The organism is Pseudomonas frederiksbergensis (assembly GCF_003732705.1).
GTDB lineage: Bacteria > Pseudomonadota > Gammaproteobacteria > Pseudomonadales > Pseudomonadaceae > Aquipseudomonas > Aquipseudomonas frederiksbergensis_F.
This window is the reverse complement of record NZ_MOBR01000023.1, coordinates 71074-93687: the sequence shown is the minus strand read 5'-3', so window position 1 is coordinate 93687 and position 22614 is coordinate 71074. Positions and strand designations below refer to the sequence as shown.

Here is a 22614-nt window from a genome sequence, read left to right as displayed (position 1 = left end):
CCCTCAAACCAGACCGACAGCGGCGAGCGCCATATCGATGATTTTGATGCCAATGAATGGAACAACGACCCCGCCCAGCCCATAGATCAGCAGGTTGCGCCGCAGCAGCAGAGCCGCGCCGACCGGGCGGTATTTCACGCCTTTGAGCGCCAGGGGAATCAGGAAAATAATGATCAGCGCATTGAAAATCACCGCCGACAGCACCGCGGAATTCGGGCTGGTCAGCCCCATGATGTTCAGCGCCGCCAGCGACGGATAGGTGGTGACGAACGCCGCCGGCACGATGGCGAAATACTTGGCCACGTCGTTGGCAATCGAGAACGTGGTCAGCGAGCCCCGGGTCATCAGCATCTGTTTACCGGTTTCCACCACCTCGATCAGCTTCGTCGGGTTGCTGTCCAGATCGACCATGTTCCCGGCTTCCTTGGCCGCTTGCGTCCCAGAGTTCATCGCCACCGCAACATCGGCCTGGGCCAGCGCCGGGGCATCGTTGGTGCCGTCGCCGGTCATCGCCACCAAACGGCCCTCGGCCTGGTAGCGGCGGATCAGTTCGAGTTTCTGTTCCGGCGTGGCTTCCGCGAGGAAGTCATCGACCCCGGCCTCGGCGGCGATGGCGGCGGCGGTGACGCGGTTGTCGCCGGTGACCATCACGGTCTTGATGCCCATGCGCCGCAGTTCGACAAAACGTTCCTTGATCCCGCCCTTGACGATGTCCTTGAGTTCGATCACGCCCAACACCTTGGCGTCGTCAGCCACCACCAGCGGCGTGCTGCCCCGACGGGCCACGTCTTCGACGATGGTTTGCACCGCGTCCGGGAAGTGCCCGCCCAGGCTTTGGACGTGGCGCAGGATCGCTTCGCCGGCGCCCTTGCGCAGTTGGCGCGTGCCCATGTCGACGCCGCTCATGCGGGTCTGGGCCGAGAAGTGGACGAAGTGGGCGTCGAGCGCGGCGATGTCACGTTCACGCAGGTTGAAGCGTTGTTTGGCCAGCACCACGATGCTGCGGCCTTCGGGGGTTTCGTCGGCGAGGGAGGCGAGTTGCGCCACGTCCACCAGGTCTGCTTCCTTGATCCCCGGCGCGGGTAAAAACGCCGAGGCGTGACGGTTGCCGAGGGTGATGGTGCCGGTCTTGTCGAGCAGCAGAACGTCTACGTCACCGGCGGCCTCCACGGCACGCCCAGAGGTGGCGATGACATTGGCCTCCATCATGCGGCTCATGCCTGCGACACCGACCGCCGACAGCAGGCCGGCAATCGTGGTGGGGATCAGGCACACCAGCAGCGAGATCAGTACGGTGATCGAAACCGGCGTCCCGGCCTGGGCCACCGCGACCCCGAACAGCGAGAAGGGCAGCAGCGTCACGGTGACGCCGAGGAACACGATGGTCAGCGCCACCAGCAGGATCGACAAGGCGATTTCATTCGGGGTCTTTTGCCGTTTGGCGTTCTCGACCATGGCGATCATACGGTCGACGAAGGTTTCGCCGGGGTTGGTGGTGACGCGCACCACGATCCAGTCCGAGAGCACCCGGGTGCCACCGGTTACGGCGGAGAAGTCGCCGCCACACTCGCGGATTACCGGGGCCGATTCGCCGGTGATCGCTGATTCGTCCACCGAGGCCGCGCCTTCGATGATTTCGCCGTCGGCGGGGATGATCGAGTCACCCAGATCGCCGGCCTCGACCACCACCACATCGCCTTTGCACAAGCCGCTCGATTGCGCCAATTGCCACTCGGCGCCGTAGTGCGGTTCGCGCAGTTTCTTGGCCCAGGTTTCCTTTTTCAGGTCCCGTAGCGAGGCGGCCTGGGCCTTGCTGCGACCCTCGGCCAGGGCTTCGGCGAAGTTGGCGAACAGCACGGTGAACCACAGCCACAGGGCAATCGCGAGGATAAACCCGGCGCTGGCCTCACCCTGGCCGCGCAAGGCCTGGACCCACAAGGCACTGGTGATGATCGCGCCGATGTAGACGACGAACATCACCGGGTTGCGCCACTGGATTTTGGGGCTGAGTTTGCGCACGGACTCGACCATCGCCGGGGTGATGAGTTTCGGGTCGAACAAGGAGAACGCTTTGCGTGTCATGTTCGTGGTCTCACTTGATCAGGTTGAGGTGTTCGACGACAGGCCCGAGGGCGAGTGCCGGCACGTAGTTGAGCAAGCCGACCAGCAACACCGTGCCGATCAGCAGCGCCACAAACAGCATGCCGTGGGTGGGCATGGTGCCGCCGGTGACTGCCAGGCGTTTCTTCGCCGCCAGGCTGCCGGCGATGGCGAGCACCGGGACGATCACGCCGAAGCGGCCGAACCAGGCGACGATCGCCAGCATCGTGTTGTAGAACGGGGTGTTGGCCGACAGCCCGGCGAAGGCGCTGCCGTTGTTGTTGGCGGCCGAGCTGAAGGCGTAGAGGATTTCCGAAAAACCGTGGGCGCCGGGGTTGGCAATTCCCAGCCGTCCGGCCTCGGCCATGACCGCGATGGCGGTGCCGAACAGCACCAGCAATGGCGTCACCAGAATCGCGATGGCGACCATTTTCATCTCGTAGGCTTCGATCTTCTTGCCCAGGTATTCCGGCGTGCGGCCGATCATCAAACCGGCGATAAACACCGCCAGAATCGCGAACACCAACATGCCGTACAGGCCCGAGCCAGTGCCGCCGAACACCACTTCGCCCAGTTGCATCAACACCAGCGGCACCGCGCCGCCCAGCGGGGTGAACGAGTCGTGCATGGCGTTGACCGCACCGCAGGAGGCGGCGGTGGTCACGGCGGCGAAAAGACTGGAGGCGCTGATGCCAAAGCGCAGTTCCTTGCCCTCCATGTTGCCCGCCGTCGTGTCGATGCCCAGCGAGGAAAATTGCGGGTTGCCGAGTTGTTCGTAGTGAGTGACCGCGATCACGGCGATCACAAAGATGATCGTCATCGTCGCCAGCAACGCCCAGCCTTGGCGGATATCACCGACGACATGGCCGAAGACGAAGCACAGCGCAGTCGGGATCAGGAAAATCGCGATCAACTGGAGGAAATTGCTCAGCGCCGTGGGGTTTTCGTAAGGGTGCGCCGAGTTGGCATTGAAGAAACCGCCGCCATTGGTGCCGAGCATCTTGATCGCTTCCTGCGAGGCCACCGGGCCCATGGCGATGGTTTGCTTGTCGGTGCTGGCGGCGACGGTGACGGGGCTGCCTTGGGCATCGAGTTTCGGTTGGCCGGCGTCGTTCAGCACCGGCGCCTGGTATTGCACGACTTCCAGCGTCGACACGTCCTTGTAGGGATCCAGATTCTGGATCGCCCCTTGGCTGACGAAGAACAGCGCAAAAATCAGCGACAGCGGCAGCAGCACCCATAACGTGATGCGGGTGAGGTCGGTCCAGGCATTGCCGATGCTGGTGGCGCTGTGGCGGGCGAAGCCGCGAATCAGCGCCACGGCTACCACGATGCCGGTGGCGGCGGACAGGAAGTTCTGCACCGTGAGCGCGAGCATCTGCGTCAGGTAGCTCATCGTCGATTCACCGCCATAACCTTGCCAGTCGGTGTTGGTGACGAAACTGGCGGCGGTGTTGAATGAGGAGTCTGGCGTCACGGCGCCGAAGCCTTGCGGGTTGAACGGCAGGAAACCTTGCAAGCGTTGCAGCGCGTAGACGAACAGCAAGCCCAACGCGTTGAACAGGATCAAGGCGAGGGCGTATTGCAGCCAGCTCATCTGCGCTTCGGGCGTGACTCCGGCCAGGCGATACAGCGGCGATTCAATCCGCGCGCCGAGGGCAAATCGACCCTCCATCACGGTGGTCAACCAACGCCCGAGCGGCCAGGCCAACAAACCGAGCACCAGCAAAAAGGCCCCGAGGAGGATCCAGGCTTGAGTGGTCATAGGAAGTCCTCCGGGAAAAACAGCGCGGCGACCAGGTACACCAGCAACCCCGCCGCGATGATGCCGCCGAACAGATAGAAGCCTGTCATGACCGTCTCCTGTTTAACGCCGCACAGCCCCGAGCCAGGCCGATCAGGCTGATGAAAAACAGAGCACCGAGTACCACAAAGATGAAGTCCATGGCGTTTCCTCCCGCTATGAGGAAAAGCCTAGAGAGATGCCTGGAAAGTTGTTATCAGGATTGGGGGCCGGGGAATAAAGATCTTATAAAGACCACTGCAATCCCTGTGGGAGCGAGCCTGCTCGCGAAGAGGGCGTGTCAGTCGCCATAAACTTTGACTGACACACCGCCTTCGCGAGCAGGCTCGCTCCCACAGTGATTGTGTGTGTTGGGCTAGATCAGTGCCTCGGCACACACATCCCGAATACACCCGCGCAACCAGCGATGCGCCGGGTCGGCGTCCAGGCGTGGATGCCAGAACAAGGACACGGTGATCGGCGGGATCGACAACGGCAGGGCAAAACTGTGCAACCCGGCACGCAGGCTGGTGGTGTGCCGTTCGGGAACGCTGGCGATCAGGTCGCAGGCGCGGACGAGTGCCAGGGCGGTGGAAAAACCGCCAACAAGGGTGACGATTTCCCGTTCCAGCCCGAGTGCCTTCAAGGCGTCATCAATGGCCGTCGGGCCTTTTTCCAGGCCTCGTCTCGATACACCGACGTGCCGACCGGCCGCATAACGGGCGGCGGTGATGTCGCCTTCGCTCAGCGGATGTTCCCGGCGCACAACGCCAATGAAACGATCCCTGAACAGTGCTTGTGTGCGTACTTCCGGCGCCATCGTCGATCCGACCACGCCGGTTTCCATGTCCACAGTTCCGTCGCGCAGTGGCGTGCTGTCCTTGTTCGGTTTCTGCACGAACAGCAGCCGCACGCCCGGCGCTTCTTCGCTGATGCGAGCCAGCAGATCCGGGCCGAAGGTTTCGACAAAACCGTCACTGGTGCGCACGGTGAAGGTGCGCACCAGTTGTTTCAGATTGAGCTGCTCGACGGGACGCAGCACCGCTTCGGCGTCCTGCACCAGTTGACTGACCCGTTCGCGCAGTTCGAGTGCCCTGGGCGTGGGCACGAGGCCGCGACCGGCCCTGACCAGCAGCGGATCCCCGGTGGTTTCACGCAAGCGCGCCAACGCTCGGCTCATGGCCGACGGGCTCAGTCGCAGGCGCTGGGCCGCACGCGTGACGCTGCCTTCTGCGAGCAGAACATCGAGGGTAATAAGCAAGTTGAGATCGGGCATCGACATGGTTCGACGGTAGCACAGGCGTCATCGGGATAGCGCGTCAGACGCACAAGTAATGTGCAAATGGTGCGTCTTCCGCCTTGCCAGCCGACGCCGTAGGCTTTTCACAGCTCCGTTCGGGAGTCGCCAGCCCAGGAGCATTCATGACTCAACCCCATCAAACTTGCGCCGTCACTGCGCCACGGACAGCTTCGGTGCGCTGGGTGCTTGCCAGCCTGTCACTGTCGATGTTGCTGTCATCGCTGGGCACCAGCATCGCCAATGTCGGATTGCCGACGTTGGCGCAAGTGTTTGGCGCGTCCTTTCAGCACGTGCAGTGGATCGTCCTCGCGTACCTGCTGGCGATCACCACTTTGATCGTCAGCGTTGGACGGCTCGGCGACCTCATGGGCCGTCGCCGCTTGCTGCTGATCGGTATCCTTTTGTTCACGCTGGCCTGCGCGTTGTGCGGTCTGGCGCCCAGGCTTTCGCTGTTGATTGCCGCCCGCGCGGTTCAGGGCCTTGGCGCCGCAATCATGATGGCGCTGACCATCGCGTTTATCGGTGAGACAGTGCCGAAGGCCAAAACCGGTAGCGCCATGGGATTGCTCGGGACGATGTCGGCAATTGGCACGGCGCTGGGTCCATCACTGGGCGGCGTGCTGATTGCCGGCCTCGGGTGGCAGTCGATGTTCCTGATCAACGTACCGTTGGGGATTCTGACATTCGCGCTGGCCTGGCGTTACCTGCCTGCCGATCAATGCAAGCCGAAAACCGGCCGTAACGGTTTCGACCCTCTGGGTACTTTGGTGTTGGCGCTGACGCTCGCGGCGTATGCACTCGCCATGACCTTGGGGCGCGGCAGTTTTGCTGCGCTCAATGCGGCGCTGCTGCTGGCGGCCGTCGCGGGTGTCGGCCTGTTCGTTTTCGTCGAAGGGAGGGTGGCCTCACCGTTGATTCGCCTGGGGATGTTCCGTGATGTATCCCTGAGCGGGAGCCTGGTCAGCAACCTGTTCGTTTCAACGGTGATGATGGCGACGCTGGTGGTCGGGCCGTTTTACCTGTCTCGCGGCTTGGGGCTCAACCTGGCGGTTGTCGGTGTGGTGATGTCCATCGGCCCGATCATCTCGGCACTGAGCGGCTTTCCGGCGGGGCGTGTGGTTGATCGTTTTGGTGCGCCGCTGATGGTGATCGTCGGGCTGATCGCGATGGCGGCGGGGTCGATTGCGCTTTCCGTGCTCCCGGCGGTGTTTGGCCTGGCGGGCTACGTCGCTGCCATCGTCGTCTTGACCCCTGGCTATCAGCTCTTTCAGGCCGCCAACAACACGCTGGTGATGATGGAGGTGCCGGCGGACCAGCGCGGTGTGATGTCTGGCCTGCTCAGCCTGTCACGCAACCTCGGGCTGATCACCGGCGCATCGGTGATTGGCGCGGTGTTTGCCTTCGCTTCGGCGACGACGGACATCACGACGGCGCCCCCCGAAGCCGTCGCCACCGGTATGTGCATGACGTTTGCGGTGGCCGCCGTGTTGATCGTCGCCGCGCTCGCCATTGCCTTGGCAAGTCGTGGACGAAAATCGACCTGATCGCGCCTCAGCCCCAGGTTTTGCCGAGCGCGTCCAGCCCGGCCTTTTGCAGATCCTGCGGGCTCATGGCGATACGGAATTTGCAGTTGGCGTTGAAGTGCAGAAAAAACGGTTCGGAAAATCGCGGGATTTCGGATGCGTCCTGCACGTCGATCAGCAAAATCCCGCCGCGCATGCCGTCTTGCTCCGTGAAGTAAACCGTTTCGGGCTTAAGGCTTTCCAGCACCCGCCCGATGATGTCGCCGACTTTGCCGGCCCGCACCAGCGTGTTGAAAGGTTCAAGGGGGAACTCGACCGTCAATAGCATTTTCATCATTCGATTCTCGGTTGAAGTGGCTGCTCCCTATCAAGATCCCAGCTCCAAACTAAGGATAGTTAAGCAACAGAGCGGCCCGGGGCAGGGTTACGGACGGTCATCCGCAGCGATCCCCAATTGACGGTTATTTTGTTGTGCGATACAACTAAATGATCGTCTTCTACAAGGTGCGCGCCGTGATCGATTCAGACCTGATTAACCACGTTCGCTGGGCGTCACGCCTGATGGTGCGCGAGTTGGGCTTTATGCAGGCCACGCTGGCGGCGACGGACTATCCGCCGTCCTCCGTTCACACCATCGTGGAGCTGGGGAACCGTGAGTCACTGACCGCCGTGGAACTGGTCGCGCTGCTCGGGCTGGAAAAATCCAGCGTCAGTCGCATGGTGCGCAAACTCATCGAGGCCGGTGAAATCGAAGAAGTGCCCAACGAGCAGGACGCACGCTCGAAAAAGCTGCAACTCACGGATCAGGGCCGACAGACGTTGTGCGCGGTGGACGCCTTTGCCACTCAGCGGGTCGGCGCGGCCATGGCGCACTTGACCGAGGTGCAACAGCAGACAGTGAGTGAAGGTCTCGGTCATTACGCGGTTGCCCTGCAAACCCAGCGACTCGGTACACAAACGCCCGCGGCAACACTGGAAATTGCCCGGGGTTACCGCCCCGGCATCATCGGCCGCATGGTGCAAATGCATGCCAGTTACTACGCCCGATACGCGAATTTCGGTCAGCCGTTCGAAAGCCTGGTCGCCACCGACATGGCCGAACTGATGGGGCGGCTGCACAACCCGCGTAACCAGGTGTGGGCGGCGCTGGATGGCGAGCGCATCGTCGGTTCGATTGCCATCGACGGCGAAGGCGAAGGCGAGGGCGGCGGTGCGGTGCTGCGCTGTTTCATTCTGGATGACAGCGCACGGGGCAAAGGCGCCGGCAAACGCCTGTTGGCTGAGGCCATCAAGTTCTGTGACGAATGGGGCTTTGGTGAAACGCGGCTCTGGACGTTCAAAGGCCTGGAGGCGGCGCGTAAATTGTATGAAGACGTCGGCTTCACCCTGGAGCAGGAGCACGAGGCAGAGCAGTGGGGCGGCAAAATTACCGGGCAGTGGTTTGTGCGGCCGGGGCCTGGCACCCCGTCAATCTGAAGTGAAAGCCCGGGGCTCGATTACCCCGGGCTTATCGATGCAATCAGCGACGATCCAGCCAAACGGTTTGCGCATTACAGAATTCGCGCACCCCGAAGTGCGACAGCTCACGGCCAAACCCGCTTTTCTTCACGCCGCCGAAGGTGACGCGTGGGTCGCTGGCGCTGTAGCCATTGATGAACACGCCACCGGTTTCCAGTTCGTCGGCTATCTGCTTGGCCAGTTCAAGATTGCGGGTGTAGATCGTCGCCGTCAGCCCGAAGTCGCTGTCATTGGCCAGTGCCAGTGCATGCTCGGCATCCCGCGCGGTAATGATCGAGGCCACCGGGCCAAACAGTTCCTGCTTGAACGAGGTCATCTGGTCGGTGACATTGCTGAACACGGTAGGCTCGTAGAAGTTGCCAGGGCCTTCGGCCTTTTGGCCGCCCAGCAGCAAGGTCGCGCCTTCTTCCAGGGTATCGCGCACCTGTTGGTCCAGCTCATCACGCAGATCAAAACGGGCCATGGGGCCGATGTACGTGTCGGTGGACAGTGGATCGCCGACCACCAGCTGGCGAGTCGCTTCGACAAACTTGCGCGTGAATTCCTCGACAACGCCTTGCTCGACAATCAGGCGCTTGGCGGCTGCGCAGACTTGCCCGGTGTTCTGGTAACGGCCAATCACCGCCGCTTTGACCGCATCGTCGAGGTCGGCATCGTTCAGCACAATGAACGGATCGGAGCCGCCGAGTTCCAGGACGCACTTCTTCAAGGCAGCGCCGGCCTGAGCGCCGATGGCCATGCCGGCGCGCACACTGCCGGTGAGCGTCACGGCGGCGATGCGCGGATCCGCAATCGCCGTGGAAACGCCGTCCGGTGTGACGTTGATGACTTCAAACACACCTTCGGTAAACCCGGCGCGTTGCAGGGCATCGCGCAGCAGATAAGCGCAACCCATCACGTTGGGCGCGTGCTTGAGGACGTAGGTGTTGCCGGCGATCAACGCCGGAACGGCACCCCGCAGCACCTGCCAGATCGGGAAGTTCCACGGCATCACCGCGAGAATCGGGCCCAGCGGGCGGTATTCGATGCGCGCCTTGCCACCTTCAACCAGCGTTGGCTCGGCGGTCAGCATGGCGGGACCGTGTTCGGCGTACCACTCGCAAAGTTGCGCACACTTTTCGATTTCGCCGCGCGCCTGGTTGATTGGCTTGCCCATTTCCAGGGTGATCATGTGCGCCAGTTTTTGTGCGTCGTCGCGCAGTGCCTGAGCCAGGGCGATCAGCGATTGCGCGCGCTGATCGACCGGCGTGCGACGCCAGACCTTGAACCCAGCGGCGGCACGGGCGAGGGCGGCGTCCAGTGCCGCGGCGGATTCGAAAGGGTAGTGGCCGATCTGCTCGCCGCTGACGGGATTGATCGAAATGGCATGGGTGAGACTGGAAACCTGGGTCATGGCACCGTCCTGCTGGGTGGGTATGTGCTCAGGTTACGGGGGTGGTTGTTTTCTGGAAACTGAATAATACTGAGCCTATCGTTCACGTTTGGAGAATGACTTGGATCTGGTCCAGCTCGAGATTTTCAAGGCTGTCGCCGAGCACGGCAGCATCAGTGCGGCCGCTCAACACATCCACCGGGTGCCGTCGAACCTGACAACGCGGATCAAGCAACTGGAACAGGATCTGGGCGTGGATCTGTTTATCCGCGAGAAAAGCCGCTTGCGCCTGTCGCCGGCTGGGTGGAGTTTTCTCGACTATGCCCGGCGTATCCTCGACCTGGTGATTGAGGCCCGGGCGACGGTCGCGGGCGAGGAACCCCAGGGATCGTTTCCCTTGGGATCACTGGAGAGCACAGCGGCGGTGCGGATTCCGGAGTTGTTGGCCGCTTACAACCAGAAGCACGCCAAGGTCGAACTGGACCTGTCCACCGGGCCTTCCGGCACCATGATCGACGGCGTGCTGTCGGGACGACTGGCCGCTGCGTTTGTCGACGGACCAGTCCTGCACCCGGCACTCGAAGGCGTGCCGGCGTTCGAGGAAGAAATGGTGCTGATTGCACCGCTCAATCACGCCCCGATCCATCGGGCGCAAGACGTCAACGGCGAGAACATCTATGCCTTCCGCGCCAACTGTTCCTATCGACACCACTTCGAAAGCTGGTTCACCAAGGATGCCTCGGTGCCCGGCAAGATTTTCGAGATGGAGTCCTATCACGGCATGCTGGCCTGCGTCAGTGCCGGGGCAGGGTTGGCGCTGATGCCCCGCAGCATGCTCGAAAGCATGCCCGGCTGCACCACAGTGAGCATCTGGCCGCTGTCGGAATCTTTCCGTTATTTGCGCACCTGGCTGGTGTGGCGCCGGGGCACCGTGTCGCAAAGCCTGACCATGTTTGTGCGCTTGCTGGAAGAGCGGGGCGTAGTGCAGGCAGCGGTCTGAAAGTTGCCAGAAAGTGATATCTATTAGCCATCACCTTCGTTAGAGTACGCGCCGCTTGGGAGACGGATCCCAGGCGTTTTCTAATGGAGTTACACAGTGAATTACCTCAGCAAAATGGTCGCCGTTGCAATGTTCGGTCTGGTTCTGGCGGGTTGCACCGGCGCCCCGATGAAAACCCAGCACTACGACAGCAGCCAATACACTGTCCTGGGCCACAGTGAAGCCACGGCCACCGGCATGCTGCTGTTTGGCTGCATCCCGATCAAGCACAACAACCGTTTTATTCGTGCCCAAGACGCGGCAATCAAAGCCAAGGGCGGCGATGCCATGATCAACACCCAAGTGCAGGAAAACTGGTTCTGGGCCTACGTCCTGACCGGTTACACCACCAAGGTTTCGGGTGATGTGATCAAACTGAATAACGTTCAGTAAGACGCAATACCTGTGGGAGCGAGCTTGCTCGCGATGAGGAACTGACATTCAACATCTCTGTTGGCTGACAGTCCGCCATCGCGAGCAAGCTCGCTCCCACATGGAGAGTGGTGTTCAGGCTTCAGAGCACTGCATCGTAGGTGCGGATGTTGTGCCGCAGCGCCGCGAGGAACGAGAAGGCATTTTCAACGCGCTCGCCCTCGAACCCGTGGTAATAGTTTTGCGCGGTGACCACGGTGCCGGCGCCCCGTTTGTTGTCCGGGTGCAGGCAGTAGGGAATCGACAGGAAACCACTGTCGAAGGCGCCGAGGATCGCTTCGGACAGGTTGGCATCCCGCTCCAGCGTCCCTTTGATCAGGCGTTTCGCGGCGTTGATGATGCGTGCATGTTCTTGCCCGTCGAACGGAATGTCCGGCAGCACGCCATCGGTGCGCAGGCAGTAATCGGCATATTCCAGCGCGGCAATGTTCTCCTCGATCCGGGGAATGCGGCGCGATTCCACCGGGGTCTTGATGATCACCCGTTGCACGCCGGTGGCGCGAATCATGCCTAGTGCGTCCCCGGTTATCCGGCAGAACCCACCCAGGGTTCGCGGAAAAAAGCCCATGAACACATACCCCACGAAGTGATAGCTGCCCGGCGCAAAAAACTCGGCGGCGAGTTGCTGCAGGGCCATCACCGCCGCACGGTCCTGTACGGGAGAGGTGCCCTGGGCGTAGGAAAAGGACAAGGTCTTGATCCCGTGAGCGCGCAAAAACAGGCCTTCAAGGATGTTGAGTGCGACCAGGATGGCCGGGTCGCACATCTGCCCCATCATGCAACCGGCGAAGCTTTCGATATGGCTGTGTTCGACACCGCCGGCCAGCACCTGACAGGCTTTTTCCCAATGACCAAATGCCTGGCGCAACGGCGTACGGCTGTAGGGCAGGCAATAGGAAAGCGGCCCGCCCTCGGTGGTGGCCGAACCGATTTCGACCATGCGCTGAAAAATGTGCAGCGGATCGGGAGAGCCATGACGAATCTGCACCGGCAGTCGATAGCGGGCATCAATCTGATCGAGCATGGCGCGGGTCTGGGCCGCCGGATGGTTGACGATCGGATAGCCGTTGAGCATGGCGTCGCCATCGATGGCCCGCTGCGCCGCGTCGAGATTCTTCACCCGAGTGAAGGCATCGAGGGTGATGGTGCACACGGTATTCGCGCGGCTGGCTGCGGTGGCTTCCAGTCCGGCCTGCATCCGGGCCGGGCAGCTGAAACCCATTCGCGGCTGGAGGACCGGGCCGAGTGCGTCGTACCGTTCAAGGACGTGGCGGTTGAAGTCGATCATCGGGCGGCCCGTTTTTCCAGGTTGTACGTCGGGTACAGCTGTGCGGTGACCAGTTCCTGAAAGGCATCAAAACTGTTCGCCACGCTGTCGTCGAAGACGCCGTCGAATCCCGCGCTCTTCAAGGTATCGCTGTGCCGGGCTATGGTCCGGGCGTCGTTTTCGGTGCAGATCTTGCCGCCGATATACAGCGCCTCGGCATGATTCGCTTCGCGGCGGATGCGTCGGGCGAGTTCAGCACCTTCGATGTAGCCATGACCGTTGACGGTGCTCACCACGACCATCGCGCAACCGCCGCGATTGAGCCGTTCGATCACCTCATCCATCGGCGTATTGGGGCCCATGTTGTCGACCTTGTAGCCAAAGTCAGTGAGCAGGAATTCCATGAACACCAGGTTCCAGCTATGGGAGTCCGAGGGAACAGTCGCAAGAAGAACAGTTTTGTTGAACGCCATGATTAAAAACCCTTTGATGGAGCAAACCGGTTTGCGTAATACGGAAGTGCCTGCTGGAAGTTGCGGAAGTTGGTGGTGACGGCGTTGATGTATCCCCAGTGGTCGGTGTAGTTACTGGGAAAGGGTTGAGAGCCGTCGATCCTGTCCCGCTCTCGTGCCGTCACGTAGTTGGGCCAGTCTTTCGATCGTGGGCGCCGGTGATGGAAGTCGTGACACGGCGTATCGCCGACCATGACGAACAGGCGGATAAACAAGTGGAAACCCAGCATCTTGATCAGCCACAGGCCGATATGAGCCCAGCGTCGAACCCCACCGGCACCTTCCGGTATGCGCAGCGCTTCGCCGATAAACACCCCGGTCGTGCTTTCACAAATGAAGTCGATACCGCGCCGCTCCAGTACATCGATGCTGGGCCAGGTGTGCTCGGCCGCCAGGCGAAACGTGGTGCTGATGTGATAACCGGCGAACACCGGAATCACCCACGCCATCACAAAGAGCTCGAAGTGCCCGACGGCTGCGGCCAGTAATGCGGTGGTCGCCCAGAAGATCAGCGTGAATGCCGACACGGGTCTGTTCGGCGCGGTGACCGTCGCCTTCAAACGCCCCCAGGCAGAGCGCAGCATCACCAGCGGGGACAGCGCGGTGGTCACCAGTTTGACCCACATGACGGCGGTGCTGTCGGAAGGCTTCAACCCCACCACGCCTTGCAGGTAGGAGAGTGTGTCGTCATCGTCGGTCAGCAGGGTTTTGGAGCTGTGATGCAACGCATGTTCTTTCTTATAGATATCGAACGGCTTGAGCATGAGTACGCCAGAGATAAGCCGGCCCACTCGAAGATTCAGCTCACGCTGTTCAAACACCATGTCGTGGGCGCAGTTGTGGCAGATCATGACTTGCATCTGTTTGATACCACCGGTGGCCACGACAAATCCTGACAACCATAGGGCAAGGCTGCCCTGCAGGTCACCGACGCCGGCCACCACCACGCCGAGTGCTATTAATCCTGCTGACACAAGAATATGGTGAACCGGTTTCAACGGACGAACCTGATTGATATCTTCAGGTAAAGGCTTGGCCGTCAGCCAGCTCAAGAATGGCTGCATGAACCCTGGAAGGGCGCGCATCGAGTTACGTATCATCTGCGTATCCTCAGTTTTGCTCGATGCGAAAAAATTAACGTGACCTCCCTTTATTTCGAATGGAAATAGGTGGAGATCGGTTTTCCATTTTTGGATATGTCATGAACTGGGACGATCTGAAGGTTTTTATCTTTGTCGCAAAATCGAACAACGTGACTGAGGCGGGGAACGCCCTGAGAGTCTCGGCATCGACGGTGTCGCGACGGATTGCCGGGCTGGAGGAATCGCTGAGTACGGTGTTGTTTCTGAAGAAGACCAACGGCTACTTCCTGACCGAAGCCGGAAGGGCGTTGTTGCCCCTGGCGCTGGAGTCCGAGGAACGCTTCAAACTGATTGAACGGCAGATGTCGCAGCCAAGCGAACGGATGGCGGGGCAGGTGCGCATCGATTGCCCGGAGTTGATGGGCACGCACTTGATCATTCCCGGGCTGACCGAGTTTCGCGATCAGTACCCCGGGATCGGCTTCGACTTCATGAATTCGGCGGTGTCGTCAAAGCTGACGCAAAGCCAGAGCGACATCATTATCCGATTGCACCGGCCCGATAACGGCAACTTCACCATGCGCCGGGTCGGCACGCTGGTGCAGAGCCTGTTCTGTTCCGAAGGCTATGCCGCTGTCTATGGCCTGCCAACGGAGGCTGCCGAGTTGAAGCACCACTATCTGATCGGCTGGACCGAGGAAATGTCCTACATGCCGCTCGCCCGGTGGCTGAGAGAAGTGAGCGGCGACCAAAAACTCTGGATGCGAGTGTCCAACCTCAATGCCCAGCTCAAGGCCGTCGAAGCGAACCTTGGCATCGCCGCGCTGCCTGCTTATGTCGGGCATCACCTGGGGCTGCGTCAGGTGCTGGCTGACAAGCCCTCGCGTCGTTCCGAGATCTGGCTGTTGCGCAATCAGGCGACCCAGGGCATCGGCCGGGTTGATCGGGTGGTGGATTATCTGACGGGGCTGTTCCACAGCAGAACGACCGACACACCCTGATGGTCGTTGTGCCGGGTGATCAGGGCACGAGGATCAGCGAGCCTTGGGTTTGTCGGGCTTCGACGATGTGATGGGCCTGTGCGGCTTCGCAAAGCGGCAAGCGTGTCACCTGGGGTGGCCGGATCACACCGTCGGCCAACGCCAGGAGCACATGGGCCGAAGCGGCGGCGAGATCACTGTTCTGGCCGATGTAGTGTTTCAAGGACGGTCGTGTCACATGCAATGAGCCCAGTTGGCCCAGACGCGACAGATTGAAACCGGTCACGTCGCCCGAGGCGTTGCCAAACAGCACCAGGTGACCCCGTTGTCGCAAGCTGGCCAGTGACATCTCCACGGTGGCGCTGCCGACGGAGTCGAACACGATGTGCGCGCCCTTGCCCTCGGTCAAATCAAGAATATACGCCAGCGCAGCCGGCGCTTCGGGGTCGAGGGCCGCGATGCAGCCGGCGTTCAGCACCTGGCGCCTTTTGGCTTCGGTCGAAGCGAGGCCAATGACGCGCACCCCCCGTGCAACCAGCCAGCCAGTGGCAATACTGCCGACCCCGCCGGCCGCGGCGTGCCAGACCACCCAGTCATCAGGTTTGAGGGGGACGCAGCGATGGGTCAGGTATTCGGCGGTCAATCCCTTGAACATCAATGACGCGGCGAGATCGCTCGGCACGTCATCGGGCAGACGGATCGCCCGTACGGCCGGCAGCACCGCATGGCTGGCATAGCTTCCCGTCGAACTATCGACGAACGCCACGCGGTCACCGGGTGCAAAGCCATGCACTTGCCGTCCACATTCGACGACGCGGCCCGCGCCTTCCATTCCAATGCCCCGGGGAAAGAGCGAGCCGTCCTCCAGTGCGCCAGAGCGACGGTGCAGATCAGTGAAGTTCACACCTGCGGCTTCGATGGCAACGGTGATCTCTCCAGGGCCGGGGGCGCGCAGTTCATATTCGCGCAGTTCAAGGACTTCCGGCTCTCCGGGGGCGGCGAAAACTATTCCATAGGCGCGGGTCATGGGTGCTCCTTATAGCGGGCCGGTACGCAGGAAAATCCAGATCGCCACGGCGATCAGCATCAGCCCGAAGACCGCGTTCTGAAAGGCGAGCAGTCGGGGCCGTGCCCGGATCAGTTTCTGGACCGTCGAGCCCATCGATACCCAGATGACATGGGAGAAAAAATTCAGCGAGATCAGGGCGGCGCTGAGGATCAGCACGACGCTGCTGCTGGTGTCGCCGGAGGGCACAAATGTGGAGAACATCACCAGCAACATCACGATGCCTTGCACGTTGCCCAGTTGCACAACGATGCCGTCGCGAAATTGCAGGTGCAGAGTCTTGTCGTCGGGGGCTTTCAAAGGACGACGCAACAGCCGGACGCCCAACCACAGGATGTAAAAGCTGCCGACCACTTGCAGTACCCAAACCAGTGTCGGGTTGTTCATCAGCGTGTGATAAAGCCCCAAACCGACCAGTACCGCGAGCAAGAAGTAGGTGATATCGAGCCCGACGATAAACCGGACCGAGCGACGAACACCGCTCTGTGCGCCAGAGGTCGCCACCATCAGGTTGCCGGGGCCGGCACTCAGGGTCAGCGGCGCCATGGTGGACAGCCAAAGCAGCCAGTTGATACTGAAAATGTCTTGCACGTTCTCTTCCTTAATAGCGGCGCGGACTGCACGGGAGCCAGTCTAATTCGCGGCTGCTGTTAAGGTTATGGCCAAGAACGCAAAGCGATTTTTCAGAATTGGGGGGAAGATCACGGCTTGCGCGGCGTGTCGCCACTGGCGCTTTTGAAGGGGCGGTGTAGGAGCGTGGCTTGCCCGCGAAGAACGATAACGCGGTGTGTCTGACCTGACGCCTTCACCGTAGGAGCAAAGCTTGCTCGCGATGAACGATAACGCGGTGGTGTGTCAGGTTTGACGCCTTCGCGAGCAAGCTTTGCTCCTACAGGGACAGGCGATGCCGCAAATCTTGTGAACAACACCAAACAATTGTGGGCGCGGGCCAGTGACGGCCGCAAGACTCCCAACGACACCGAACCACTGTGGGAGCGTGGCTTGCTCGCGATGAACGATAACGCGGTGTGTCTGACCTGACGCCTTCACCGTAGGAGCAAAGCTTGCTCGCGAAGAACGATAACGCGGTGGTGTGTCAGACCTGACGCCTTCGCGAGCAAGCTTTGCTCCTACAGGGACAGGCGATGCCGCAAATCTTGTGAACAACACCAAACAATTGTGGGCGCGGGCCAGTGACGGCCGCAAGACTCTCAACGACACCGAACCACTGTGGGAGCGTGGCTTGCCCGCGAAGAACGATAACGCGGTGTGTCTGACCTGACGCCTTCACCGTAGGAGCAAAGCTTGCTCGCGAAGAACGATAACGCGGTGGTGTGTCAGGTTTGACGCCTTCGCGAGCAAGCTTTGCTCCTACAGGGACAGGCGATGCCGCAAATCTTGTGAACAACACCAAACAATTGTGGGCGCGGGCCAGTGACGGCCGCAAGACTCCCAACGACACCGAACCTGTGGGAGCGAGGCTTGCCCGCGAAGAACGATAACGCGGTGTGTCTGACCTGACGCCTTCACCGTAGGAGCAAAGCTTGCTCGCGATGAACGATAACGCTGTGGTGTGTCAGGTTTGACGCCTTCGCGAGCAAGCTTTGCTCCTACAGGGGATGGAGGGTTGGCCTTGATATCGCGAGCAAGCTTGAACACGCAGCCATGAAAAAGCCCGCACGGGGCGGGCTTTGATAGTTGAAGTTGAGTAGGTGGCCGGTGCTGGTCTCCGGCTTACGAGATTTATCAGGCCTCTCACAGCGAAGTTTTGTGCTTCACTGCCTCACACGGCATAAGGGCTGGATCTCAGCGCGGAGATCTTTCTAACCGTGTACCCTTCGGAGCGCGCCCCACGCTTCCTCGCTATCCTCTTGCGCATCAGTCTGCGTCTTCACCTACCATTTCAGAATAGCCAAAAAGTCCCAGGCCCGGGCCAGTCTTTTTAGATCGATTGTGCCCAAGCGAAAGCGCCGCAGGACGGAAAAACGCTATCGGCCATTGCGATCTCCGTGAGGATTCAACTAGTATACGAACCATATACACTTCGTATCGGATGGACCTGTGGGAATCGTCAAAATTTCAGAAGACATGCACGAAAATCTGCGCGTCGCCAGCAATGCGCTGAGTCGCTCGATCAATGCCCAGGCTGAGCACTGGATGCGCATCGGCATGCTCGCCGAGTTACACCCCGATCTGGATCACAACGACATTTGCCGTTTGCTGATCCGCGCCGAACAGACCGGTGGCCTCGATTTGCAACAAGTGTGCGCACTTGCCGATGAATCCCAAGCCACCGCAGGAGCCGCGCTATGAACCGCGCAATGAAGACAGACGTGGTGATCAATACCCCGGCGCAAATTGCCCAAAGTGGCGTGGCAGCCAAGATGGCGGCCGAAGTGCTGGCGATGATTACGCCCCACGTCAAAGCCGGGGTCAGCCTCAACGAGCTTGACCGGCTCTGTCACGACTACATCGTCAACGTGCAGAAAGCCATTGCGGGCAATATCGGCTATCACGGCTTTCCGAAAACCGTGTGCATCTCGGTCAACGAAGTGGTCTGTCACGGCATCCCTTCAGCCCAGGTGCTGAAGGACGGCGACATCGTCAACATCGATATTGCCGTGGTCAAGGATGGCTGGTTCGGCGATACCAGCCGCATGTACTTCGTCGGTGAACCCAGCCCGCAAGCACGACGCCTGGTGCAGACCACCTATGAGGCAATGTGCGCAGGCATCCGCGTGGTACGCCCCGGCGCGACGCTGGGCGATATTGGCCATGCGATCCAGAGCGTGGCCGAGCGTGACGGCTTCAGTGTGGTGCGCGAATATTGCGGGCACGGTATCGGCAAGGTCTATCACGATGAGCCGCAGGTCTTGCATTACGGCTTTCCGGGCCAGGGTCTGAAACTGAAGGCCGGGATGATTTTCACCATTGAACCGATGCTCAACGCCGGCAAACGCCATGTGAAAACCCTGGCCGATGGCTGGACGGTGGTGACCAAGGATCTGTCGCTGTCGGCCCAGTGGGAGCACATGGTGGCGGTCACTGATGACGGCTTCAAAGTGTTGACCGCGTGGCCGGATCAGGTTGAAGGCTATCCCGCCCCGTAAACACTTTCAGATACGCAACAAGTCCCTTTGTGGGAGCGAGCCTGCTCGCGAAAGCGGAGTGTCAGTCAGCATTGATGTTGCCTGACACACTGCTTTCGCGAGCAGGCTCGCTCCCACACATGTTTCAGGCAGTCTTGAGCATGTGCTGCAAATCGACAGGCAAAAAAAATGCCGCCGGTTAAGGCAGCAATAAAAAAAAGCACGCGTTGTATGGCCTGAGTATTGACGGCGTCAGGTTACAGATTGATGACGATCAGTAAACTTGCGGCACGATCAGTTCCGGTGGCGTCGGGCTGCGGGAATAATCTTCCTGGCGCACGCGCTGGGGCAGTTCGATCGTCGGGTGTTCTACCTCTTCATAGGGCATTTGCCCGAGCAGGTGGTTGATGCAGTTGAGTCGCGCTTTTTTCTTGTCATCGGCCTGCACAACCCACCACGGCGCTTCGCTGATGTGGGTGCGTTCGAGCATGATTTCCTTGGCCTTGGTATAGGCTTCCCAGCGCCGACGGGACTCCAGGTCCATGGGACTGAGTTTCCACTGCTTGAGCGGGTCATGAATGCGGCTGAGAAAGCGCAGGTTTTGTTCCTGGTCGGAAATGGAAAACCAGTATTTGATCAACTGAATACCCGAGCGGGCGAGCATCCGCTCAAACTCTGGCACGGTGCGGAAAAACTCTTCGTACTGATCGTCATTGCAAAATCCCATGACTTTTTCGACCCCGGCGCGGTTGTACCAACTGCGGTCGAACAGCACGATTTCGCCTGCCGCTGGCAGGTGCGAGACGTAACGCTGGAAATACCACTGGGTTTGTTCGCGGTCATTGGGCGCGGGCAGGGCGGCGACCCGGCAAACCCGAGGGTTGAGCCGCTGGGTAATGCGCTTGATCACGCCACCCTTGCCCGCGGCATCGCGTCCTTCGAACAGAATCACCACTTTGGCACCCGTCTTGACCACCCAGCTTTGCAGCTTCACCAATTCGCCTTGCAGGCGGAACAGTTCGCTGAAATAGCGTCGTCTTTCTTCCTTCTCGCTGCCGTCGTCGACGTGACCGTCGAACAGCTCATCGAGGTCGTGGCCGTCCTCCAGCAGTTCCAGCTCCAGTTCTTCGTCGCGGTGATCGAGCAGCTCGCGATGGATCCGCTGCATCAGGGTGTCGTTGTTGGCAAGCATGGTGGGAGGCTCCCGTGGAAGGTGGCACTGACGATGGTATTCCGGGAGATATGACGAAGTGGTGACGAAAAGGCTGTAGGACGTTGCGCAGGCGCTGTCATCTTCGTGTCACCTATGTCATGGCAAGCTCTTCACAAACCGTCTTGAAGGCCCCGTTTGCGGGCTAATGAATCTGCCAGGAATCCCTACCATGAAAGGTGACGCCTCTCTGTTCGCGGCCATTGACTTGGGGTCGAATGCGTTTCGCATGATGATTGGCCAGTCGGTACGGCGGAATCAGCAGTTCGTCATCCAGGAAGTGAAAACCCTGCGTGAGCCGGTGCGTCTGGCCGAGGGATTCCAGGGCGGGGCGCTGGATGAGTTGGCGCTGGATCGGGGTTGGCAGGCGCTCGCGCGATTTGGCAAAAAGTTGCGTGGTTTTGAAACGTGCCGGGTGCGGGCGGTGGCCACCAGTGCGGTGCGCGAAGCCGACAATGCGCAACTGTTTCTGGCCAGCGCCGAGCGACACCTCGGGTTTCGAATCGACGTGATTTCCGGGCAGGAAGAGGCGCATCTGGTGTATGCCGGTGTCGCCCACACGCTACCGGCGGCACAGAGTCAGCGCCTGGTGGTGGATATTGGCGGTGGCTCTACCGAACTGATTCTGGGGCGCGGGACTCAGCCGCTGGTGACCGAGAGCATTGCTATCGGCAGCGGCACGTTCGGTTCCCGCTACTTTCATGGCGGGCGTATCACCGCTCAGGCGCTGCTGGAGGCCGAGCGCGTGGCCTCGCTGGAATTTGAAAAAGTCGCCCGGCGTTATCGAGCGCTGGGTTGGCAGCAGACCATCGGCTCTTCCGGCACCGCGCGGATGCTGGCCAAAGTGCTCAAGGCCAACGGCCTGAACGATGATGGCCAAAGCGGCATCACCTATGGCGGACTGTTGCGCCTGTCGCTGCGCCTGCTGGAAGTCGGGCACGTCAAACAACTCAAACTGGCCGGGTTGCAAACGCACCGGCTGAGCATCTTGCCCGGCGGTCTGGTGGTGATGCTGGCGGCATTCAAGGTGTTTGGCATCTCGCACATGACGCCGTCCGAACCGGGGTTACGGTTTGGGGTGATGCATGGGTTGATGAGTCAGCATTGAATGCTCGTCTACCGCCGCCCGAAGTTGTTGGTAGGCGTTCACCAATTGATCCAGGGTAAACGCCAGATTTCGTCCACTCGGATTGGGCAGGATCCAGACCGCCGCACCACCAAATGTCTTCGGCTGCAGCCCCCAGGCAACGTCTCGTTGACCGGATAACGCGCAATACGCCGCTTTGCCGAGAAACGCCACACAGCGTGGCGCATAACGCCTGATCTTCTGTTCGAAGTTCACGGCGGCAGCGGCGAATTCCTGTTGCGACAGCTGATCCGCCCGCGCCGTGGGCCGGTCAACCACGGCGGTTAATCCACACTGGTAGTGCAAGATTGTCCGGTCGTCTTCCGGGCGCACTTGCTGCGGCGTGAAACCCGCGAGATGCAGCGTGCGCCAGAAGCGGTTGCTGCGGCCGGCAAAGTGATGCCCCTGGGCGGCGGCGGTCATTCCCGGGTTGATGCCGCAGAAAACCACGGCCAGTTGCTCGGCCAGAATGTCTTCGAGTCCCACCTTAAAAGCCTCTCATCCGCAGATGACGCCGACCGCATTGCGCGCCAGCTCCGTCAATTCATCCCGGGATTTGCCTGCCCGCGCGCGTATCGAAATGCTGTGCAGCAGGGAGGAGGCGAGCACGGCGAGGGCGGCGGGGTCTGCGCCTTCTTTTAGTTCGCCGGCGCGGACTGCCGCTTGTAAACGGGTTTCGAGATCGGCGTCCAGTCGGCTCAACCGATCGGAAAGCACGTCGCGAATTTCCTGATCCTCGACCGCTTCGGTAGTCGCCGTACCAATCGCAAAACAGCCCCGTGGTTGGCCCTCGCCAGAGAAGTAGATCGACAACTGCCCCTCGTAGAAACGCATCAGCGCCTCGCTCAAGGTCAAGCGGCTGTCCGTCAGCGCCTCGTGCATGGCCGCCGCCGCAAATTCCCAATATTGCTCAAGCGCCTTGATATACAGCGCGTGTTTGTCGCCGAAAGCCGCATAGAGGCTGGGGCGATTCATGCCGGCGGCGGTGGCGATGCTGTCCAGTGAAGCGCCGGAATAGCCGGTGCTCCAGAACACCCCCAGCGCTTGTTGCAGGGCCGTTTGCGGATCATACGCACGGGGGCGGCCGCGACCTTTTCCTTCGGTAATCTTTTTTTGTGCCATGTCGTATAAAACTCTTGATGGAAGGTGGGTGCGTCTATATTCTTACATCATCGCACAAAATTAAGGAACCAAAAATTCCTTGGCTTCAGGTTT

At 60.6% G+C, this 22614-nt stretch carries 24 protein-coding genes; 10 read left to right on the top strand and 14 right to left on the bottom strand.

Features of this window, described 5'->3' with window-relative positions:
- Positions 1-3: 3 nt before the first annotated feature.
- The 4 genes from kdpB to BK667_RS22960 all read right to left on the bottom strand — a co-directional run bounded on the left by kdpB (position 4) and on the right by BK667_RS22960 (position 5165).
- Positions 4-2082, bottom strand: coding sequence for a potassium-transporting ATPase subunit KdpB (gene kdpB, locus BK667_RS22975; RefSeq protein ID WP_123599003.1), 2079 nt, complete (start codon positions 2080-2082; stop codon positions 4-6).
- Positions 2083-2092: 10 nt separating this feature from the next.
- A complete protein-coding gene (gene kdpA / locus BK667_RS22970; RefSeq protein WP_123599002.1) occupies positions 2093-3865 on the bottom strand; it encodes a potassium-transporting ATPase subunit KdpA in 1773 nt (590 codons plus the stop codon).
- Positions 3862-3954, bottom strand: a complete 93-nt coding sequence (gene kdpF / locus BK667_RS22965; RefSeq protein WP_123402870.1) for a K(+)-transporting ATPase subunit F — start codon at positions 3952-3954, stop codon at positions 3862-3864. The genes kdpA and kdpF overlap by 4 nt, the downstream gene beginning before the upstream one ends.
- Positions 3955-4259: 305 nt before the next feature.
- On the bottom strand, positions 4260-5165 hold the full coding sequence (locus tag BK667_RS22960) for a LysR family transcriptional regulator (protein ID WP_123599001.1): 906 nt from the start codon (positions 5163-5165) through the stop codon (positions 4260-4262).
- 140 nt (positions 5166-5305) lie between these two features.
- Here BK667_RS22960 and BK667_RS22955 point away from each other — a divergent pair, with 140 nt between their 5' ends.
- Positions 5306-6727 (top strand): MFS transporter, encoded by a 1422-nt coding sequence (locus tag BK667_RS22955; protein WP_123599000.1) that lies wholly within the window; start codon positions 5306-5308, stop codon positions 6725-6727.
- Positions 6728-6734: 7 nt separating this feature from the next.
- Here BK667_RS22955 and BK667_RS22950 read toward each other — a convergent pair whose 3' ends face one another.
- Complete coding sequence (locus BK667_RS22950) at positions 6735-7040, bottom strand: panthothenate synthetase (protein ID WP_123511889.1); 306 nt, start codon at positions 7038-7040, stop codon at positions 6735-6737.
- A 227-nt stretch (positions 7041-7267) separates the two neighbouring features.
- Here BK667_RS22950 and BK667_RS22945 point away from each other — a divergent pair, with 227 nt between their 5' ends.
- Entirely contained in the window at positions 7268-8182 is a 915-nt protein-coding gene (locus BK667_RS22945) for a GNAT family N-acetyltransferase (RefSeq protein ID WP_375539184.1), read from the top strand.
- Positions 8183-8225: 43 nt separating this feature from the next.
- Here the strand turns inward: BK667_RS22945 and BK667_RS22940 are convergent, their stop codons facing one another.
- Positions 8226-9617: an aldehyde dehydrogenase family protein gene (locus tag BK667_RS22940; protein WP_123598998.1), complete on the bottom strand. Its 1392-nt coding sequence runs from the start codon at positions 9615-9617 to the stop codon at positions 8226-8228.
- A 100-nt stretch (positions 9618-9717) separates the two neighbouring features.
- On the opposite strand from BK667_RS22940, the gene ptrR reads away from it, so the two are divergent.
- On the top strand, positions 9718-10596 hold the full coding sequence (gene ptrR, locus BK667_RS22935; RefSeq protein ID WP_123511571.1) for a putrescine utilization regulator PtrR: 879 nt from the start codon (positions 9718-9720) through the stop codon (positions 10594-10596).
- 96 nt (positions 10597-10692) lie between these two features.
- Positions 10693-11028, top strand: coding sequence for a hypothetical protein (locus tag BK667_RS22930; RefSeq protein ID WP_123511573.1), 336 nt, complete (start codon positions 10693-10695; stop codon positions 11026-11028).
- Between the two features lie 121 nt (positions 11029-11149).
- Here the strand turns inward: BK667_RS22930 and BK667_RS22925 are convergent, their stop codons facing one another.
- From BK667_RS22925 to BK667_RS22915, 3 genes are read right to left on the bottom strand one after another with little or no spacing between them, the layout of a single operon-like run.
- Positions 11150-12355 carry a methylaspartate mutase gene (locus tag BK667_RS22925; RefSeq protein WP_123598997.1) on the bottom strand — a complete coding sequence of 402 codons (1206 nt, stop codon included), beginning with the start codon at positions 12353-12355 and terminating at the stop codon, positions 11150-11152.
- Positions 12352-12807: a cobalamin B12-binding domain-containing protein gene (locus BK667_RS22920; RefSeq protein WP_123598996.1), complete on the bottom strand. Its 456-nt coding sequence runs from the start codon at positions 12805-12807 to the stop codon at positions 12352-12354. Before BK667_RS22920 ends, BK667_RS22925 begins: the two co-directional genes overlap by 4 nt.
- Before the next feature lie 2 nt (positions 12808-12809).
- The gene (locus BK667_RS22915; RefSeq protein WP_185058266.1) at positions 12810-13946 is read right to left on the bottom strand and encodes a fatty acid desaturase; all 1137 of its coding nucleotides are present in this window, start codon (positions 13944-13946) and stop codon (positions 12810-12812) included.
- 101 nt (positions 13947-14047) lie between these two features.
- Between BK667_RS22915 and BK667_RS22910 the strand changes: the two genes are divergently transcribed.
- Complete coding sequence (locus BK667_RS22910; RefSeq protein WP_123511579.1) at positions 14048-14929, top strand: LysR family transcriptional regulator; 882 nt, start codon at positions 14048-14050, stop codon at positions 14927-14929.
- Between the two features lie 19 nt (positions 14930-14948).
- On the opposite strand, the gene BK667_RS22905 is transcribed toward BK667_RS22910, so the two are convergent.
- Together BK667_RS22905 and BK667_RS22900 are read right to left on the bottom strand one after the other, a co-directional pair.
- Positions 14949-15935: a quinone oxidoreductase family protein gene (locus BK667_RS22905; RefSeq protein WP_123598995.1), complete on the bottom strand. Its 987-nt coding sequence runs from the start codon at positions 15933-15935 to the stop codon at positions 14949-14951.
- A gap of 9 nt (positions 15936-15944) precedes the next feature.
- Complete coding sequence (locus BK667_RS22900; protein ID WP_123511583.1) at positions 15945-16565, bottom strand: LysE family translocator; 621 nt, start codon at positions 16563-16565, stop codon at positions 15945-15947.
- A 327-nt stretch (positions 16566-16892) separates the two neighbouring features.
- Here BK667_RS22900 and BK667_RS33645 point away from each other — a divergent pair, with 327 nt between their 5' ends.
- The 4 genes from BK667_RS33645 to map all read left to right on the top strand — a co-directional run bounded on the left by BK667_RS33645 (position 16893) and on the right by map (position 19084).
- Entirely contained in the window at positions 16893-17015 is a 123-nt protein-coding gene (locus BK667_RS33645) for a hypothetical protein (protein WP_259698154.1), read from the top strand.
- 118 nt (positions 17016-17133) lie between these two features.
- Positions 17134-17256, top strand: a complete 123-nt coding sequence (locus tag BK667_RS33640) for a hypothetical protein (protein ID WP_259698153.1) — start codon at positions 17134-17136, stop codon at positions 17254-17256.
- Positions 17257-18035: 779 nt separating this feature from the next.
- Positions 18036-18287: a ParD-like family protein gene (locus BK667_RS22895; protein ID WP_123598994.1), complete on the top strand. Its 252-nt coding sequence runs from the start codon at positions 18036-18038 to the stop codon at positions 18285-18287.
- A gap of 8 nt (positions 18288-18295) precedes the next feature.
- The gene (gene map / locus BK667_RS22890) at positions 18296-19084 is read left to right on the top strand and encodes a type I methionyl aminopeptidase (protein WP_123599021.1); all 789 of its coding nucleotides are present in this window, start codon (positions 18296-18298) and stop codon (positions 19082-19084) included.
- 253 nt (positions 19085-19337) lie between these two features.
- Here map and ppk2 read toward each other — a convergent pair whose 3' ends face one another.
- A complete protein-coding gene (gene ppk2 / locus BK667_RS22885; protein ID WP_123598993.1) occupies positions 19338-20255 on the bottom strand; it encodes a polyphosphate kinase 2 in 918 nt (305 codons plus the stop codon).
- Positions 20256-20445: 190 nt separating this feature from the next.
- Here ppk2 and BK667_RS22880 point away from each other — a divergent pair, with 190 nt between their 5' ends.
- Positions 20446-21381, top strand: coding sequence for a Ppx/GppA family phosphatase (locus BK667_RS22880; RefSeq protein ID WP_123511591.1), 936 nt, complete (start codon positions 20446-20448; stop codon positions 21379-21381).
- Here BK667_RS22880 and mug read toward each other — a convergent pair.
- Both mug and BK667_RS22870 read right to left on the bottom strand, forming a co-directional pair.
- The gene (mug, locus tag BK667_RS22875; protein WP_123598992.1) at positions 21340-21885 is read right to left on the bottom strand and encodes a G/U mismatch-specific DNA glycosylase; all 546 of its coding nucleotides are present in this window, start codon (positions 21883-21885) and stop codon (positions 21340-21342) included. The two genes, BK667_RS22880 and mug, sit on opposite strands and share 42 nt — an antisense overlap.
- A 12-nt stretch (positions 21886-21897) precedes the next feature.
- Positions 21898-22521, bottom strand: a complete 624-nt coding sequence (locus BK667_RS22870; RefSeq protein WP_123598991.1) for a TetR/AcrR family transcriptional regulator — start codon at positions 22519-22521, stop codon at positions 21898-21900.
- Positions 22522-22614 lie beyond the last annotated feature (93 nt).

Coding starts and splice junctions, on each gene's coding strand:
- BK667_RS22955 (WP_123599000.1), top strand. CDS start 5,306: ATGACTCAACCCCATCAAACTTGCGCCGTCACTGCGCCACGGACAGCT.
- BK667_RS22905 (WP_123598995.1), bottom strand. CDS start 15,935: ATGACCCGCGCCTATGGAATAGTTTTCGCCGCCCCCGGAGAGCCGGAA.
- BK667_RS22925 (WP_123598997.1), bottom strand. CDS start 12,355: ATGATCGACTTCAACCGCCACGTCCTTGAACGGTACGACGCACTCGGC.
- BK667_RS22915 (WP_185058266.1), bottom strand. CDS start 13,946: ATGATACGTAACTCGATGCGCGCCCTTCCAGGGTTCATGCAGCCATTC.
- map (WP_123599021.1), top strand. CDS start 18,296: ATGAAGACAGACGTGGTGATCAATACCCCGGCGCAAATTGCCCAAAGT.
- BK667_RS22870 (WP_123598991.1), bottom strand. CDS start 22,521: ATGGCACAAAAAAAGATTACCGAAGGAAAAGGTCGCGGCCGCCCCCGT.
- BK667_RS22920 (WP_123598996.1), bottom strand. CDS start 12,807: ATGGCGTTCAACAAAACTGTTCTTCTTGCGACTGTTCCCTCGGACTCC.
- kdpA (WP_123599002.1), bottom strand. CDS start 3,865: ATGACCACTCAAGCCTGGATCCTCCTCGGGGCCTTTTTGCTGGTGCTC.
- kdpF (WP_123402870.1), bottom strand. CDS start 3,954: ATGACAGGCTTCTATCTGTTCGGCGGCATCATCGCGGCGGGGTTGCTG.
- ppk2 (WP_123598993.1), bottom strand. CDS start 20,255: ATGCTTGCCAACAACGACACCCTGATGCAGCGGATCCATCGCGAGCTG.
- BK667_RS22880 (WP_123511591.1), top strand. CDS start 20,446: ATGAAAGGTGACGCCTCTCTGTTCGCGGCCATTGACTTGGGGTCGAAT.
- BK667_RS22940 (WP_123598998.1), bottom strand. CDS start 9,617: ATGACCCAGGTTTCCAGTCTCACCCATGCCATTTCGATCAATCCCGTC.
- BK667_RS22910 (WP_123511579.1), top strand. CDS start 14,048: ATGAACTGGGACGATCTGAAGGTTTTTATCTTTGTCGCAAAATCGAAC.
- kdpB (WP_123599003.1), bottom strand. CDS start 2,082: ATGACACGCAAAGCGTTCTCCTTGTTCGACCCGAAACTCATCACCCCG.
- BK667_RS22950 (WP_123511889.1), bottom strand. CDS start 7,040: ATGAAAATGCTATTGACGGTCGAGTTCCCCCTTGAACCTTTCAACACG.
- BK667_RS22960 (WP_123599001.1), bottom strand. CDS start 5,165: ATGTCGATGCCCGATCTCAACTTGCTTATTACCCTCGATGTTCTGCTC.
- BK667_RS22945 (WP_375539184.1), top strand. CDS start 7,268: ATGGTGCGCGAGTTGGGCTTTATGCAGGCCACGCTGGCGGCGACGGAC.